Annotated in this window: 16 protein-coding genes and 2 pseudogenes; 7 read left to right on the forward strand and 11 right to left on the reverse strand. The window is 41.6% G+C overall.

The window, feature by feature from the left end:
- Nucleotides 1–2 precede the first annotated feature (2 nt).
- The 5 genes from KI655_RS19660 to KI655_RS19680 all read left to right on the forward strand — a co-directional run bounded on the left by KI655_RS19660 (nt 3) and on the right by KI655_RS19680 (nt 4,203).
- Nucleotides 3–248 carry an AraC family transcriptional regulator gene (locus KI655_RS19660; protein ID WP_285408085.1) on the forward strand — a complete coding sequence of 82 codons (246 nt, stop codon included), beginning with the start codon at nt 3–5 and terminating at the stop codon, nt 246–248.
- Between the two features lie 149 nt (nt 249–397).
- Nucleotides 398–1,063 (forward strand): fibrobacter succinogenes major paralogous domain-containing protein, encoded by a 666-nt coding sequence (locus KI655_RS19665; protein WP_285408113.1) that lies wholly within the window; start codon nt 398–400, stop codon nt 1,061–1,063.
- 112 nt (nt 1,064–1,175) lie between these two features.
- Nucleotides 1,176–1,484 carry a VOC family protein gene (locus tag KI655_RS19670; RefSeq protein ID WP_285408087.1) on the forward strand — a complete coding sequence of 103 codons (309 nt, stop codon included), beginning with the start codon at nt 1,176–1,178 and terminating at the stop codon, nt 1,482–1,484.
- Between the two features lie 297 nt (nt 1,485–1,781).
- On the forward strand, nt 1,782–3,056 hold the full coding sequence (locus KI655_RS19675; protein WP_285408088.1) for a hypothetical protein: 1,275 nt from the start codon (nt 1,782–1,784) through the stop codon (nt 3,054–3,056).
- 127 nt (nt 3,057–3,183) lie between these two features.
- Nucleotides 3,184–4,203, forward strand: coding sequence for a metal-dependent hydrolase (locus tag KI655_RS19680; RefSeq protein WP_285408089.1), 1,020 nt, complete (start codon nt 3,184–3,186; stop codon nt 4,201–4,203).
- A 16-nt stretch (nt 4,204–4,219) separates the two neighbouring features.
- Here KI655_RS19680 and KI655_RS19685 read toward each other — a convergent pair whose 3' ends face one another.
- The 9 genes from KI655_RS19685 to KI655_RS19725 form a co-directional block, all read right to left on the reverse strand.
- Nucleotides 4,220–4,909 (reverse strand): flavin reductase family protein, encoded by a 690-nt coding sequence (locus KI655_RS19685; RefSeq protein ID WP_285408091.1) that lies wholly within the window; start codon nt 4,907–4,909, stop codon nt 4,220–4,222.
- 77 nt (nt 4,910–4,986) lie between these two features.
- Nucleotides 4,987–6,468: a cryptochrome/deoxyribodipyrimidine photo-lyase family protein gene (locus tag KI655_RS19690; protein ID WP_285408092.1), complete on the reverse strand. Its 1,482-nt coding sequence runs from the start codon at nt 6,466–6,468 to the stop codon at nt 4,987–4,989.
- A 346-nt stretch (nt 6,469–6,814) separates the two neighbouring features.
- Nucleotides 6,815–7,060 carry a hypothetical protein gene (locus KI655_RS19695; protein ID WP_285408094.1) on the reverse strand — a complete coding sequence of 82 codons (246 nt, stop codon included), beginning with the start codon at nt 7,058–7,060 and terminating at the stop codon, nt 6,815–6,817.
- A gap of 35 nt (nt 7,061–7,095) precedes the next feature.
- The gene (locus KI655_RS19700) at nt 7,096–7,563 is read right to left on the reverse strand and encodes a GNAT family N-acetyltransferase (protein WP_285408095.1); all 468 of its coding nucleotides are present in this window, start codon (nt 7,561–7,563) and stop codon (nt 7,096–7,098) included.
- 38 nt (nt 7,564–7,601) lie between these two features.
- Nucleotides 7,602–8,096 carry a GNAT family N-acetyltransferase gene (locus tag KI655_RS19705; RefSeq protein ID WP_285408097.1) on the reverse strand — a complete coding sequence of 165 codons (495 nt, stop codon included), beginning with the start codon at nt 8,094–8,096 and terminating at the stop codon, nt 7,602–7,604.
- A gap of 147 nt (nt 8,097–8,243) precedes the next feature.
- Complete coding sequence (locus KI655_RS19710; RefSeq protein ID WP_285408098.1) at nt 8,244–8,651, reverse strand: DUF1330 domain-containing protein; 408 nt, start codon at nt 8,649–8,651, stop codon at nt 8,244–8,246.
- Nucleotides 8,652–8,790: 139 nt separating this feature from the next.
- Nucleotides 8,791–9,129, reverse strand: a complete 339-nt coding sequence (locus tag KI655_RS19715) for a GFA family protein (protein WP_285408100.1) — start codon at nt 9,127–9,129, stop codon at nt 8,791–8,793.
- Between the two features lie 688 nt (nt 9,130–9,817).
- Nucleotides 9,818–10,591, reverse strand: a complete 774-nt coding sequence (locus KI655_RS19720) for an aminoglycoside phosphotransferase family protein (protein ID WP_285408102.1) — start codon at nt 10,589–10,591, stop codon at nt 9,818–9,820.
- Nucleotides 10,592–10,734: 143 nt separating this feature from the next.
- Nucleotides 10,735–11,649 (reverse strand): alpha/beta hydrolase, encoded by a 915-nt coding sequence (locus tag KI655_RS19725; protein ID WP_285408104.1) that lies wholly within the window; start codon nt 11,647–11,649, stop codon nt 10,735–10,737.
- A 298-nt stretch (nt 11,650–11,947) separates the two neighbouring features.
- Here KI655_RS19725 and KI655_RS19730 point away from each other — a divergent pair.
- Nucleotides 11,948–12,377 (forward strand): annotated as a pseudogene (locus tag KI655_RS19730) (EamA family transporter).
- A 77-nt stretch (nt 12,378–12,454) separates the two neighbouring features.
- On the opposite strand, the gene KI655_RS19735 reads toward KI655_RS19730, so the two are convergent.
- Together KI655_RS19735 and KI655_RS19745 are read right to left on the reverse strand one after the other, a co-directional pair.
- The gene (locus KI655_RS19735; protein WP_285408105.1) at nt 12,455–12,853 is read right to left on the reverse strand and encodes a hypothetical protein; all 399 of its coding nucleotides are present in this window, start codon (nt 12,851–12,853) and stop codon (nt 12,455–12,457) included.
- Nucleotides 12,854–12,985: 132 nt separating this feature from the next.
- Nucleotides 12,986–14,347 (reverse strand): MATE family Na+-driven efflux transporter, encoded by a 1,362-nt coding sequence (locus KI655_RS19745; RefSeq protein ID WP_285408107.1) that lies wholly within the window; start codon nt 14,345–14,347, stop codon nt 12,986–12,988.
- A 132-nt stretch (nt 14,348–14,479) separates the two neighbouring features.
- Here KI655_RS19745 and KI655_RS19750 point away from each other — a divergent pair.
- Nucleotides 14,480–14,785 (forward strand): annotated as a pseudogene (locus KI655_RS19750) (transposase); the annotation flags it as partial.

The following is a 14,785-nucleotide window of genomic DNA, read 5'->3' on the forward strand; positions in this document are numbered from 1 at the left end:
GGATGAACAGGGCAGTGTTACATCGTAAATTTAAGCAGGCCACAAACATGTCTCCAATTCAGTTTATGAAGTCCATGCGCCTCAATAGTGCAGCAATGAAAATTGCGACCGGTACGAATGTCAGTGAGGCTGCCATGTCCGTGGGTTATGTGAGCTCGTCTCAGTTTAGCCGAGAGTTCAAACGCTTATATGGGCAATCACCGAAACAGTGGGTTCAAGCAAAAGGTTTAGTTAATAATATTGCGTGATTCGCCTAGGAATGAACAAATGAGACAAATGGGCAAGTTTTAAAGAGTATGTCACCTAGTGGACGAATAGGCTCACCGTTAACCTTAAGTGGTCAATTCGATTACGGTTAATGATTGTGAAAAAGCGTATTTTATCTATAGGAGTTTGTATGGTTGTGGCTACTACATCATCTGCTAATGACATGAATAAGGGACTCTACGATTTGGAAGGAACTGTTAAAGACAGAGAAGGTAACATCTACCGAACTGTGACAATCGGTGATCAGGTATGGCTTGCAGAAAATTTACGAAGTACCAAGTTTCAAGATGGCTCTGAGATTACGACCGCCGTTATTCCTAAAGACGATCCACAAAACTTGCACAAATACGGTAGGCTATATGATTGGCATGATGTTTCTGACTCAAGAAATATCTGTCCTGTAGGCTGGCGAGTTGCGACTGATGAAGATTGGAAGGCTTTAGAAAAAGCAATTGGTATGTCTGATGACGAGCTTAATATTGAAGGCTGGCGAGGAGGAGAGAGAAACCTTGGACTTCAGCTAAAAGAGGCCCAAGCGGATGGTCCGTTTAAAAAGGTTGATAAATCCCTACTCAATAAGCATCGTTTCTTTGCTCGACCTGCAGGTGTCAAGTGGAATGGTTGGTACATTACACAAGGTGCGTACACTGAATTCTGGACTGGAAGTAGCGCGACCGATAACAAAGCCTATATTCGTACGTTGGCGTACTCATGGTGGAATGCTCACAAAGGTGAAATTAGACGAGCCACGAGTACCAAGAACTATATGTTTTCAGTTAGATGTGTGAAGATTTAAAAGTTGGTCAAGTAAAAATGAGTGGCTCACCGATACCTGAACAATCTAGGATAAGTAATCATAGAACATAAAATCTATGATGCAGTTGTTCCAATAATTGAGGAGAACAGCAATGAAAATCACAGTAACCAGTGTGCCCGTACAAGACCAAGATCGAGCTCTTTCGTTTTATACAGATGTGCTTGGTTTTATTAAGAAGGCAGAAGTGCCATTGGACGAGTACAAGTGGTTAACCGTGGTATCTCCACAAGAACAAACTGGGGTAGAGTTACTTTTAGAGCCTATGGCTTTTGAGCCCGCGCGTCATTACCAACAAGCCTTGAAAGACGCTGGTATCCCATGGACGTCATTTTCGGTCGATGACGTACAAGCAGAATATGAACGCTTGGTCGAGTCGGCTTACTGTCAATGTTCAGCCTGAACATTGACAGATTAAGCTGCCTATTTGATGAATTATGGTGTTGATAAAGCGTTTATTTGTTAGCTATCAACGCCCAATCATGATTACTCCCTTACGAGCTCATAAACCCTTGAAGCGTCACTGGCTTATTACTTATTCCTGTGTTGGGAGACAACTATATAGAGAGGAAATTTAGTCTCTTTTTGATCTGTCTTCTTGCATTGTCAATGTCATAGGAAGTGCAACAGAGTTTGGTTGTAAATGAGAATAGCTTTCAATACTATGTGGTTATCTCACCATATGACAGTAGCAACCGAAATGCATTCACAATCAGTCGCCAAGGTAAAAAAGGCGTTTCTTTCCGGTATATGGGCAACACTCATCAGCATTGCGATAGGGTTTACCTTCAAAATCTGGCTTGCGAGTTGGGTAGCAAAGGCCGATTTGGCTCTCTTTCATACGGTCGTTGACATCATTTCTTTGTCCATGATTCTGATGACGGGCTTTCGTTCATCCATGGTGGTGACGTATTCCCAGACAAAAAATGATATCGATATAATCAATATCTTCCGATTTACTCTTATATTCGTCGTTCTCATGACATGGGGTGGGGTGATTCCATACATCAAGCACAGCCTTGATATTGGAGTCGAATACTTGCAATTGGTAGGAATCATTTTTGGTCTAGGGCTTAAGCTCTATTTTACCAATTTAGTCGCCATGTATCGTCTGTATGATATTACTAACCGTACGACGTGGCTCGACCCTGCATTGAATGTGACTCTATTTCTGTTTGCTTACTATATTGCTGGGTTTAGCGCTTTGACGGCGTTGTTTTATGGCTTAACCATATCTTCGTTAATAACGGCGCTCTATATGTTTATCAGCCGTAGGAAAGAGATATCGACCTTGCCAATCAAACCTGTGCAGCTAAATTCAGATATGTACGGTTATGTGAAAAAGAGCTTTACTGCGACTCTAGAGGCGGGCGCCAGCATTCTTATGATCTACATAGCGGTGCTGCTCACCATTCGCTACTTCAGTGTTGATGAACTTGGTGATTTTCAGGTTGTAGTACGTCCAGCCTTTACTTATATGACGATGTTGTTCGTATTCCCAATTTATCGCTTTGTCCTTCCTGAGCTTTCTGTGAAGGTGAGAAATGGCGAGTTTCTAGAGATTCAGCTCATTCGTCGATGGGTGTTTAAGTTGTCGTTTATTGTTAGTGGCGCGTTCTTCTTGATCATGTTGCTGTTCGGTTCGGACCTTGTAGCCGCGCTTTTCCCTGCAGAGTATATTGGGGCGACACCGGTGCTGTTTCATTTCTCTATCTTCTTTATTTTTATGATGCTAAATGCCTACCAACTGGCTTACATCAAAGCAAATGGACACTTTAAAACGAGCCTCTTTATTCGCTTAACTGGTATAGCGACGCTGGTTGTTATGTTCTACGTGATATCTGCGTTTACGGACAATATCGTGGCGATTATTATTGCACTGTGTCTGGGTTACATGATGATGTTTATACTCTCGAGTTTCAAAGAAAAGCAGATTCGTGAGTCTGCACTTCTCGCTCAATCTCAAATCGTGTAAGTAGCTAAGGGCTGGCCTAAACTTCTACGTCGTATGTGAAATGTAAGCTTATCTACACATCGACCAAAAAATGCGTCTACTCTATATAGTATGAGTCATTAAGCTTAACGCTATCAAAGAGTTAGTTATGGATCCGTTGACACAAGGAGTATTGGGCGCAGCACTAGCCTTGTCAGTAAGCAACAAGAAGACTTTACGGACTGCTGCCGTATTGGGGGCTCTCTCTGGCATGGCTCCGGACCTAGATGTACTCATCCATTCGAGCCAAGATCCACTATTATTTCTAGAATATCACCGACAGTTTACCCACTCCTTGTTGTTTATCCCTATTGGCAGTCTCCTTTGCGCTGTATGTCTCTATTGGCTCTTTTCAAAACGAAATGGCTTGAGGTTCAGTCAAACATGGCTCTATTGCGCATTGGGGTATGGCACCCACGGAGTATTGGATGCTTGCACCAGCTACGGTACCCAGTTGCTTTGGCCAATATCCGATGAACGTATTGCCTTCAATATTATCTCGGTTATCGACCCCATTTTTACACTGCCATTATTGCTACTGGTTATGTTCGCTTTTTGGAAGTGCAGACCTAAGCTCGCTCTGGTGGCGATAAGCTGGGCGTTTGTTTATCTGACTATTGGAGGAGTTCAGAAACAGAGGGCGGAATCAGTTGGATGGCAGATGGCAAAAGAGCGTCAGCATATGCCTGTCGTCTTGGAAGTGAAGCCTACTTTGGCCAATCTACTGGTTTGGAAAGTCGTGTACGAGTTCAATGGTCTTTATTTTGTTGATGCTGTTAGGGTAGGGGCGCATGTAAAAACGTACCCAGGAGAGTCGATTCAGAAATTGGATGTTGCTACTAACCTGACATGGCTTGATAATGGCAGTCAGCAATTGATCGATGTGGAGCGCTTTTCGCGTTTCTCAAACGGCTTTCTTGCCTTAGACCCACATAACCCACTACGAATTATTGATGTGCGATACTCGATGGTGCCAAATCAAATCAACGCGCTTTGGAGTATTGAGCTCTCCACCTCCGCTGATCTCGATGCTCATGTGGAATACATCGTGGACAGAGAGAGCACACCGGCTTCGAGAGATGCTTTTACCGGAATGCTCTTGGGGCGAGATCAGAAAGTCTCACACTAGCGAGCTTAAATGAAGGCTATTCGGGAATGGGATTCACCGCTGCCCATGATGACGGCTCACCATCGGTAGTGAGAGGAAAGACCGTTTTATTTGGCTTGGCATAACTTAAACGGTTGATGCGCTGAGTCCGGTGGTAGCTGTCTAGCCCTGACATTGTGACTGAACCCAGTGCATCGAGGTCAAGAAAGCCATCGTGCATAAGCGCCGTTTTAGGTACGTGAATGGTGTTGACCTCTCCAACAAGCATTACCGTGTCGTTGCTTTTAATGTCTATACGCTCTTTCAAGGTTAAAGCAATTTTTAAACGACTCTCTAGAACAAACGGAGCAGGGCAGTTTCCGTCGTAGTAGGGCGTTAGACCAACCTCACTAAACTCTGACGTCTCTTTGGGGTATCGAGCGGATGTCTGGTGTGATTGTTGAAAAATCTTGTCGTTGACGCTGTTTACCGTGAACACCTTGGTCTCAATAATGTTTTGAAGCGTGTGTCTTGGTGTTTTACACGGGCGCACAACAAATCCCAGCAGGGGAGGGTGAGAACCTAAGTGAACGACTGAGCTCACGATCGCAAGATTCTCTCGCCCGTGTTGGTCTCTTGTCCCTATCAGATTCGCGCTTTTAAATCCCGATATCGAGTTGACCAACCGAGTACGAAAACGCTTTTCCATGGTTTGAATATCATCGTGCGAAAAAGTTAGATCTCTCATGTGTCTATCCGTAGTCTCTATGTGTTCAACGAACGCCTTGTTTAAAAAGGTAATTACGTCGAAGGCTTGCTCTGCGATCAACGTGTTGCGCTTTTATTGGTCTGACGAACGTGCCTTGCCAATATCCTAGCACCTTCGTTTTTCACATCGGCGCGTTTCTTCCAAGACCATAGTCGGTCTCTTGCCTCGCGCGCTCTCTCGTCGAGATTGAAAATAGGCTCTAAGTACGGTGATTCCGGATTCAATTGGTACATTGCTGATTCCATAGGTGTCATCTCCCATGGTTTAAATATCAAAGGTGTAGGAACCTGTTCGAGTTCAGGCACCCACTTTCTGACAAACTCGCCCTCCGAATCATGCTCTTGAGCTTGCTTTATCGGGTTGTAAATTCGAATGGTATTGATGCCTGTCACGCCGGCTTGCATTTGGAATTGGGCGTAATGAATGCCCGGTTCAAAATCGAGGAACAACTGGGCAAGGTGAGTTACACCTTGTCGCCAATCCATGTTCATGTGGTGAGTAAGGAAACTGACTAACATTGCGCGCATACGGAAGTTGATGTAACCCGTATGATGCAAACAACGCATACACGCATCGACCAATGGGAATCCGGTTTTTCCTGCTTTCCACGCAGTAAGATGTTTTGGGTCTGTATAGCAAGTTTCTGCAAGCAGAGGCTCATAGGCTGCATTGGCGCAACGAAACTCAATTTCACACTCGGATTCAAACTTTTGGATGAAGTGACAATGCCAATGGAGGCGAGAAGAGAGCGCGACTAAGCTTCGTCGAAAACCGGGTACTTTCCAGTGTTGGAGTAGTGTTTGATAAACCTCTCTTAACGATATGTTTCCCCACGCGAGATAAGGAGACAGGCGAGTACAAGCATTTCTCGAAGCGATAGGGCTTGAGAGGCTGCGATAGTAACCTTTCCCTCTTCGATCAAAGAAATCACGGAGTGTTAACCATGCAAGCTTGCTTCCACCTGTTTGCATGCCGGAGGCTTTTTCTGTCCATCGCTGCGGAGGGCAGAACTCATAGTCACTCTGTTTAAAATCTATAGTATGTAAGTGTTTACTATCAAATCTCGGATCGACTATTTGTTCTCTCATGACCAATGTCCAATTTTTATCCCAGTCATCCCTGTTTGAAATCCCGCGAAGAACGGCGCCTTGGTTCGACTCTTGCCAACTAATGCCTTGCGTCCTAAACCAAGCACCGACTTTACGGTCACGCTCGAAGGTGCAACTCAATCCTATTTCTTGATGAGAATACACAGTGTGTATGTGGTATTTGGATTGGATTTCTTGAAAGCAGTCTAATGCCTCTCCCTGCATAATTGAGACCCGGTGCCCATGAACACTCAAGGTTGAGTTCATACACTCGATGGACTGCCACACAAACCGCCAATGCCTGTCTGAATAGTGGTTATCACTCAGCAATGACGGTTCAAATATGTAGAGCAGTAGGGTAGGGCGACGTGAAGATAGTGCATTAGCAAGCGGGACATGGTCGGTTAGCCTAAGATCGCGTTTCAGCCAGACGATATTGATTGTTTGCATGTGGTTCCTTTTTTATTGGACCACTACGTAACAATCAACAAAATGTCTCAAATTTCATTAAAAGGTAGTAACTAGAAATGGTGGTACAGCTTAAATGCGGATTATGAAATTGTCTTAACGATTAACTGCAACCTGAGGATGAATGCGATTGAGAGGGTAGGAGACCAGTCTAGAATGGCACGGATTGTGTGACTGAACAGAATGAATCACTTTGGAAGCGAGCGTCGAGTTATGTTACCAAGCCATCTCAAGCTCGGTATTAATATAAGTTGTTCTCTAATGATCCTAAGCCAATTAGAACCATGTGGGATAAGCCTGCTCTTGCACCAATCAAAGCATACTTTATTTACCAAAATGGCCACCACGTAACTAGCTTTTGTCTGCGAATAGATACAATCTGTGAAGATTTAAACGGAACTGTGCCTCCGCCATTTTTGTCACGACTAAAGCCAGTAATATAGCGGCCGCCACGAACAACCATCCTAGCGTGAACAGCTCCATTATCTAATTTTACATTTACCCAATGAACATCCATTTTCATTTCTGCACCAAGCTTAGATAGTATAGGATTTGGGATTTCGACTTTACTCATTAGATGACGTTTCCTTGCTAATCAACCTTAGATTGTTATATGTGTTTTTCTCGAACCATTTGTGGGTATCCACTTTTGGCTACTTCATATATACGAAATCCAAATTTTTCATACAACTTTATCGCCGAGGTATTCTGGGGGTGTACACCAAGTCTTAAGCCTGAAGCTGAATTTTCAATGAGATGTTGCATCAGAGAGGAAGCCACGCCTAGCCCTCGATATTCAGAATGTACAGCAATCGCAACTTCCGGGTAGTCAGCATATTTTTGAGTTTGGCAGGATTTGTAGCGTAATTGGATCAAACCCACGGGCTCGTCTTCAGATAAAAAGGCAAAGAAACCCAGATCACCATCCTTGCCCCAATCTGCGTAATACTCTTTGATATGAGGAACATCCAAAATATCAGACTTATGGTCTGGTTCGTGATCTGGAGTCCAAAGAGCCACCAATAGAAACTCTTTCTGCAAATCTACATCCGACTCTTTAACTGCTTGAAATCGCATAATTTACCTAAAAATAGATTGCTCTCTTGAGCAGTTTGTTAACGGGCTACCTCAAAGTGGATAAAGAACATTAAAAGATCCACGTCATTGGCCTTTGACACGCTGTATTTTTCTCCGACGATATTAGAAACAGCAGACTTCCAAAAACTAAGTGCACCTGAATTTTCCAAAAGCACTCTAATTTGCCATTTACCGGGAAGAATATGAACAATCTTTGCCAACGCTTCCTTACCTACACCTTGACCTTTGAATTTTCGAAGTACAAAAAACTGAGCAACATCATATGTCGATAAGTCATGAGGATAACGCCGAACTAACACGAACCCCGCGAGTTCGGACTCCGCGTAAATGAAGTAAGGAATATGATCTTCCAGCTCCCAGTACACGTCAAATTGCGAAGGATCGTAACTAAACTTTCCCTCATGATCAGGATTCCATTTCATATACTCGGTCATGTCGTATATGTAATAAGAAAACAGGTTCTCAAGGATTTTACGTTCTTGTTCTTTAATTTCGACTAGCTGAACTTCCATTGTTACCTTGCCAGTTGCCCCTGCTTTAAGAGGAGAGCCAAATTAATATAGACGCCTACGCATCCTAACTTAATCACTAAAGTTAGAGATGGAATGAGAAATGTTATGCGTTGGGGATCACTCTTAGATTTATCGCTATGTTTTGACTCAAGGGATCTTCGTCTCTATGTTGAGCTGGCCCGCCAATCCTGCTTCGCGATGCACGCTTAATGCTAAGAACTCTTCGGATGACGTCATTTCAAGGAGGGCTTGGCGAGAGGGGTATTTTACAATGACAAATGAGTCCCAAAGGTCTTCAACTTGTCCAATGATCAAGCCTGTCACCTCTGAATAGAAAACAACCTCAGCACCATACTTTTCTAGAACGTTAAGCATAGGCTGACCATAAAGTTCATATGCTTCTTTGCCCGTTAGATCGGTTTCTCGGCCGTCTGTATATTCTGCCTTCTCTTTGAACTTAAAAAGGTTGAGTAGATGAATTTCACCTGATTCCGGTGAAGATTTTAGCCTTTCCATCTGACTTTCTGATGGAAAAAGTTGGTTTAGAACTTCCATATTCTCTCCTAAAAACATAGCGCCCAATTAACAGTGAGCAACGCGGCCATCTAGCCTAAGTTATTGTTCCATAGATACTAAAATTGAAGTATAAGCAGAAATGCCAAGTGTTGGGAATCCCTCTTTAAATGTTAGGCGATTAGTACGATGCACCATTGATCTTCCTAACTGGGATGCTGGAAAGCACTTCGTTTTCAGCCATTCTCATATTTACCGCTAAGATATCTTCAGAACATTTCTGTGTTGTTATGTAATGCGTTAAACAACCACACGAGTTACAACGATGAAATTCTACTTCTTTGTCCCCCCAACAATAGAAAGCCGTCTTCTCATTCATGCTGATTTGAACTTGCTCTGGAGAAAAGTATGCCCAAGCCGCAGCATAGCGACGGCAAATAGAACAGTTACACTCTCCAACTTCTTTAGGAAGCGAACTCAAAATCAAGCTAACGTTTCCGCAGTGACACTTTAATTCCATTCGATGGTTCTCTGTATTCAACTCACGCTGTATCAAGTGGTGAGCAACGCAGGCCACTGCACTTAAACCATTGTGCCCAGAACACCAAAGCTGATTTATAATCTGGTATAAACACCTCCAATAGTTATTGAAGGTGTCCATTAGAGCTTGTCAACACATATTCCGTCTTAAGCTATTTGTTAGGCACTTTGCTAAATTTATCTGCTATGAGCCAATACACAACAGTGGCCATCAATGAGTAGGCTAATGAAAAAGTAGGGAATATAAATAGAGCAAAAACATTTCTTCCCCCATCTCCGATATGTCGGTTCAACACATTGTGATCATCTTTGGTCCAAGACTCCATTTCCTGATTCGACCATCTATGTCTAACAACGCTGTCTTATATGAAAGGTATAGATCATATCCAAGCCATAGCACGCACACCGTAAGGGCCATGACACCCCATGAAACAATAAATGAAGTTAGCCAAGCTTTGACCCCAATTGACCTCTTTCGAACTAGGAAACAAATGAAAACCGGAGCAGAAAATATGCATATCCAAACCAGTAAATAGAGTATGAGTTTAATTTCCATTTTATATGCCTAACACCTTGCTATAGGGGAGCAACGTAATACTGATACCGCCTTAAACATAAAAACTAACGCGTAATGAAAATACCATGCGTGCTGAATAACTCTTCAATTATTAGTTGCACAATGCGCGCTGAATTTTTTGCTTATTTTCAATGATATATTCTATGTCATTTAGGTAAGATTGAAGATGACCTTGCTCTATGTTTTCAGCAAAGGACTCATTGCCATTTTCAGCCTCACTTTGCATGAATGAGACTAAAGCTTCTAATCGCTGAACCATTGCGTCGGCTAATTGATTTCTTTCGGACTCATTTGCACCGTAACTATCACAGAACAACTTAGCTCTAGCCACTTGTTCTGTGATTGAGCCTAGCTTGTCATTATTGTCCGTTTTGAAAGGAGACCAGCAATAAACTGAGTAAGCTAGATCCCATATTCTTGGGGCAGGGTGTGCAGTATCAAAGTCAAATACACCAACAACTGTATTCTCTGACAGAGCAACATTGTATGGAGTAAAGTCACCATGACAGATAACCTCAAAAGGTTTTCGTGGCTCTAGCATCCACTTGTTGGAATTAACATCAATTTGCTCCAAAAGTGGCACTGTTGAGTCATGTATTTTACGTAATAACTTACCCGCAGAAATGAGAGCATCAACTGTAGCGATTGCACCAACCAACGGATAATTATCAGTGTTACCAACGACAAAACTTAAGATTTCCTGATCTTGATTTACCCCAAGGAATCTTGGACATTCATTCACATTCTCTTGTTCAAGGTGCTTCAAAATAAGGTGAATTGTAGGGCTCCACGGTTGAAGAGGTCGATAGACAACTTCACCATCTCGATATATTGCGGATTGTCTTCCGCCTGATAGTTCTTCCACGAAATCTCCCCTGTGCAACTAACGCGCGTTAAGTAGTGAGTAACGCCACCACAGAGCCTAACCATACCACCGTAAACACAAAACCCAACGATGAAATGAAAAATGCCATGCGTTGGGAATCTGTCTTAAACGCTTATATATATCTAATTTTTTATTTGGTTTGAAATTGCAGTGATACAGCGTTTTGCCGAATTACACACGCCGGACAACTGAAAGAAACCATGAATCACACCCAAATAACGTTCGCAGTAAGCCTCTACGCCTTGTGAAAGCATCAACTTGTGTAAGTGCTCACCCTCATCACGTAACGGATCAAACTCCGCGGTAATAATAGTTGTGGTGGGCAGACCGCTGAGGTCACTGTTTAAAAGATTAAGCTCTGGTTCAACAATTTCGTTAGAGCAACAATTCGCGTATAACTCGAAACCAGAAAGAAGCATATTTGCCGTTATAATGTAATCTGAGCCATTTTCTCTGTAACTTTGCGAATTACCTGTTGGATCCAGCATTGGGTAAATAAGAATTTGCTGACGAGGCAACCACTGCTCTAGCTTTTTCAGTCTAAGCGTCGTAGCCAAAGCTAATTGCCCTCCGGCGCTATCGCCGACAAATACTAAGTGATCGGAATCACCACCATACTTGTGCGCTTGTTCCTTAATACCAAGTACAGCTTGGTATACATCATCGTGTGCTGCTGGATAAGTATGTTCAGGTGCAAGCCTGTATTGAATGCAAATAACTATCGAGTTGGATAGTAGAGCAATTTGTCTTAGCTGAGCATCATGTGTATCAAAGCCACCACTGATGAAACAGCCTCCATGAAAATAGACCGTTACAGGTAAGTTCACTTCATCTGTAGGCTTGTAAATCTTAACCGGAATACTATTAATTACATCTAAGTATTCGCTTTCAATTTTAGGACTCTCACCAGCCAATACAGTACTACCAATATAGCCAGCCCGGCGATCAGCGACTGTTTGTGCTGAAGGGCAAGGTTTACCATTAGATTGAAACTCTTCGACTAGCTCTCTGATGCCAGCTTCTAGGTACTTGGTCATTTTATAACTCTATAACTAAAAAACCGGTGAATAGTATATCAACGCAAAATCATGTGCATCCATACAGTTGTGAATGTGTGATGTAAATTAGATATAAGGCCCCGTTAATAGGCAAAATTATGTTGGCTAAAATGTGAAGCGGAGCGAAACTGAGCTAGCATGATTTTGTCCACTTTAAACAGTTTGTATGCTTTGCCTCAAGCGCAGGATACTGATTATTCATTCCATACATAACAGAATTAGAGAGTACTAAGGTAGAATGGTCATTAGTTTCTGATACTTAAGTGGACTGTGTACCATGCCAAATACTTCATGGCTTTTCTGGGCTTTACTATCTGCCATTTTCGCTGCTATGACTGCTGTATTTACAAAGCTTGGGGTAAATACCATTAATTCAGATTTTGCTACTTTCATTAGAACATGCGTAATTCTAGTGCTTGTAACCGTTATTGCTCATGCGACGAAACAATTTCAACCAATTAGTTCTATCTCAGGTAAAGGGCTTACATTTCTCGTTTTGTCAGGGCTCGCAACGGGTGCCTCTTGGCTGTGCTATTTCAGAGCGATGAATCTAGGACAGGCATCTGGTAGCACCAATCGACAAATTGAGTGTGGTTCTGGTCGCAGTGTTCAGCGTGATGTTATTAGGGGAACAACTAAGCACTACAAACTGGTTTGGGATCATTCTGATCACAGTTGGAGTGATTCTAGTCTCATGGCAGAGCTAACGCCTGCTTATGCGGACAAAAATAGTTGGTTATAATGTTGAGAGAAGCGGAACCTAACCAACTGTTTTTGTTGATTTTTAAGCGATTGTTAGGCATTTTTTATGCTGAATACAATAAGCTATGCCGTTGATATAAAATATTAAGTAAAATAACCAATTAAGCCTTAATTGAGATTCAAAACTCAAAGAAGCATTAGTGAAAAATGAAAAAAACGCGTAAACACAAACTAGACCAACTAAAGCTAGCACTTGCGATAAAGTAAAAGTTCTTAATCGAGCACTTAATAAAATAGAAACAGGGTAATTAATAAATATATTAACACTCCCAACTAGAGTTAGAGCAAAAATCCAAATTACAAATAGCTCGTCTAACCTTCCAATTGGACCATATACAAGCCACGCATAACTTATAAATAGCAAAAATGCCAAAGTTCCATTAACTACCGCGGTACTAATCAAGTCTTTAAATTTATTCATAATGCCTAACGCCAAATTACGGTGTGAGCAACACAATATTGAAGCCGCCGCATACCACCTTAAACGCAACGCATAGCAAAAATGCTAAGCGTTGCGAATCACTCTTAAACAGATTGTTATGTTTTTCTTCCACTACAGCGTGACAAGAACAAAACCGTCATTCTTTCGATTACGATGTATGTGATATAGCAGCCATGTAATGATGGCATCAACTGTCATCCCTACACCAAACATTAAACTAATAGTTTCAAGGTTAGGGGTAAACATGCCGACTTGGTAACACACAAAAGCACTACCATAGAATAAGCTGTTGACTATTAACGATTGATAGAGCATTAGATCTGTACGACCAATACCATAGAAGTAACTATCAATAACGTTATTCAGACTAAATACGATATAAAAAGCTACTAATAACCACACTAGTTCAATGATACTACTAGGGTCTGCAATACCCATTACATTAGATATAAATCCACTCCACATTGGTGATGTTATTACCCAGACAAGAACAATTCCAACAGTTAGCCAAAGGTAACTCTGAACTCTCACTTTTGATAGACCACTATTTGTAGCGGCATCTTGCGTAACCAACTTACCTAAAGCTAATACTGGAAGTAACAACCACCCCCAAATAAATTGGTTTGCTATCCAGTATGTACCTGCCTGCTGAACCTCATTCACTAGTTGTAAGATCATAACAATGAATGCAGTATTACGAACAAGCGACTCTAAACCTGACTTCCACCCTATTTTTACCCACTCTTTAATCCATACACTCTGTCGTGCATGTTTTTTAGAAGAGCTAGAAAATAAACCAGACTTAACAAAGTATATCGTTGTAACAGCAGCTAAGATTGAATTAACAATAATATTGCTAAATGCTACACCATTGACACCAAAGTTCCGGGAAAATGGTAACTGACTGACTAATAAACTATCGCACAAAATCATTAACAGTACTTGTATAGACAACAACTTATACATCGTTTTTTTCTCATTTTTCAAAACAAGAACCAATGAAAAAAAAGCATATATACTTGAAATAAATATTGCTAATGATTCAAGCCTAATATAAGTCACTGTAGCATCAAACAACTCTTTCTGTTGTTGCATAGCAACAACTAAATTTTCTGTATAAGTGATAACAAAGAGCGTTACAAAAAAATAGCAAGACAGTATGATTTTTAGGGCTTTTTTACCCTTATAGTTAAAATTAGCACTATCCGATAAAGACTTGCCTAATAGATATGACAATGGAACTAATAAAGCTTCACTAAGCACTTCATATCCAACATTTAACCATGCAACTTGTGCTGCGATACTAAATGTCCAAGTATTAGGGATGCTCCCTAAAAAGTAGATTCTTGTTGTAGAGTAAATTAATGGCATAAAGCTAGTTAAAGCCAACACAAGCCAAAGTCGGTAATTTATTGATTTTATATCATTTTTGATCACATAAACTTCCTTGTGATAGAAATCTGCCGAAAACATAACGCCCAGTTCTTACGAATCCCCTCATAATTTCTATATAAAACAATGAGTAGACGCCCATCGCTCATTCTGATCTAATGAATTTCGCCAAAAACACACATGATTAAATGGATTTAATAGGGAGCCCTAACGATGCGCGACATTCAAATTCTACAGCAAACTATTGAGAATCAATGCCCTGAAATTCACAAAAAACGACTTATATCTCTGATACTTGCAACCAAAACGGTTCTTGATGGCTCTGACCTAACACTCACCAAAATTGGAAGAGCTCTCGACACTGACACCACAGTGAAGCATGCCATCAAACGTATTGACCGATTACTTGGTAATAGCAATCTACACCGTGAAAAAGAGTCCATATATAAATGGCATGCCTCCTTTATTACCCGAGCCAATCCATTTCCGGTGGTACTGGTTATTGGTCAGATGTTCGAG

The organism is Vibrio sp. D404a (assembly GCF_030248535.1).
Lineage (GTDB): Bacteria > Pseudomonadota > Gammaproteobacteria > Enterobacterales > Vibrionaceae > Vibrio.

Bases quoted from the DNA above. Each gene is read 5' to 3' on its own strand.
- KI655_RS19660 (WP_285408085.1), top strand. From the start codon at position 3: ATGAACAGGGCAGTGTTACATCGTAAATTTAAGCAGGCCACAAACATG.
- KI655_RS19745 (WP_285408107.1), bottom strand. From the start codon at position 14,347: ATGTTTTCGGCAGATTTCTATCACAAGGAAGTTTATGTGATCAAAAAT.
- KI655_RS19725 (WP_285408104.1), bottom strand. From the start codon at position 11,649: ATGACCAAGTACCTAGAAGCTGGCATCAGAGAGCTAGTCGAAGAGTTT.
- KI655_RS19705 (WP_285408097.1), bottom strand. From the start codon at position 8,096: ATGGAAGTTCAGCTAGTCGAAATTAAAGAACAAGAACGTAAAATCCTT.
- KI655_RS19700 (WP_285408095.1), bottom strand. From the start codon at position 7,563: ATGCGATTTCAAGCAGTTAAAGAGTCGGATGTAGATTTGCAGAAAGAG.
- KI655_RS19665 (WP_285408113.1), top strand. From the start codon at position 398: ATGGTTGTGGCTACTACATCATCTGCTAATGACATGAATAAGGGACTC.
- KI655_RS19675 (WP_285408088.1), top strand. From the start codon at position 1,782: ATGCATTCACAATCAGTCGCCAAGGTAAAAAAGGCGTTTCTTTCCGGT.
- KI655_RS19680 (WP_285408089.1), top strand. From the start codon at position 3,184: ATGGATCCGTTGACACAAGGAGTATTGGGCGCAGCACTAGCCTTGTCA.
- KI655_RS19670 (WP_285408087.1), top strand. From the start codon at position 1,176: ATGAAAATCACAGTAACCAGTGTGCCCGTACAAGACCAAGATCGAGCT.
- KI655_RS19735 (WP_285408105.1), bottom strand. From the start codon at position 12,853: ATGAATAAATTTAAAGACTTGATTAGTACCGCGGTAGTTAATGGAACT.
- KI655_RS19710 (WP_285408098.1), bottom strand. From the start codon at position 8,651: ATGGAAGTTCTAAACCAACTTTTTCCATCAGAAAGTCAGATGGAAAGG.
- KI655_RS19690 (WP_285408092.1), bottom strand. From the start codon at position 6,468: ATGCAAACAATCAATATCGTCTGGCTGAAACGCGATCTTAGGCTAACC.
- KI655_RS19715 (WP_285408100.1), bottom strand. From the start codon at position 9,129: ATGGAATTAAAGTGTCACTGCGGAAACGTTAGCTTGATTTTGAGTTCG.
- KI655_RS19695 (WP_285408094.1), bottom strand. From the start codon at position 7,060: ATGAGTAAAGTCGAAATCCCAAATCCTATACTATCTAAGCTTGGTGCA.
- KI655_RS19685 (WP_285408091.1), bottom strand. From the start codon at position 4,909: ATGAGAGATCTAACTTTTTCGCACGATGATATTCAAACCATGGAAAAG.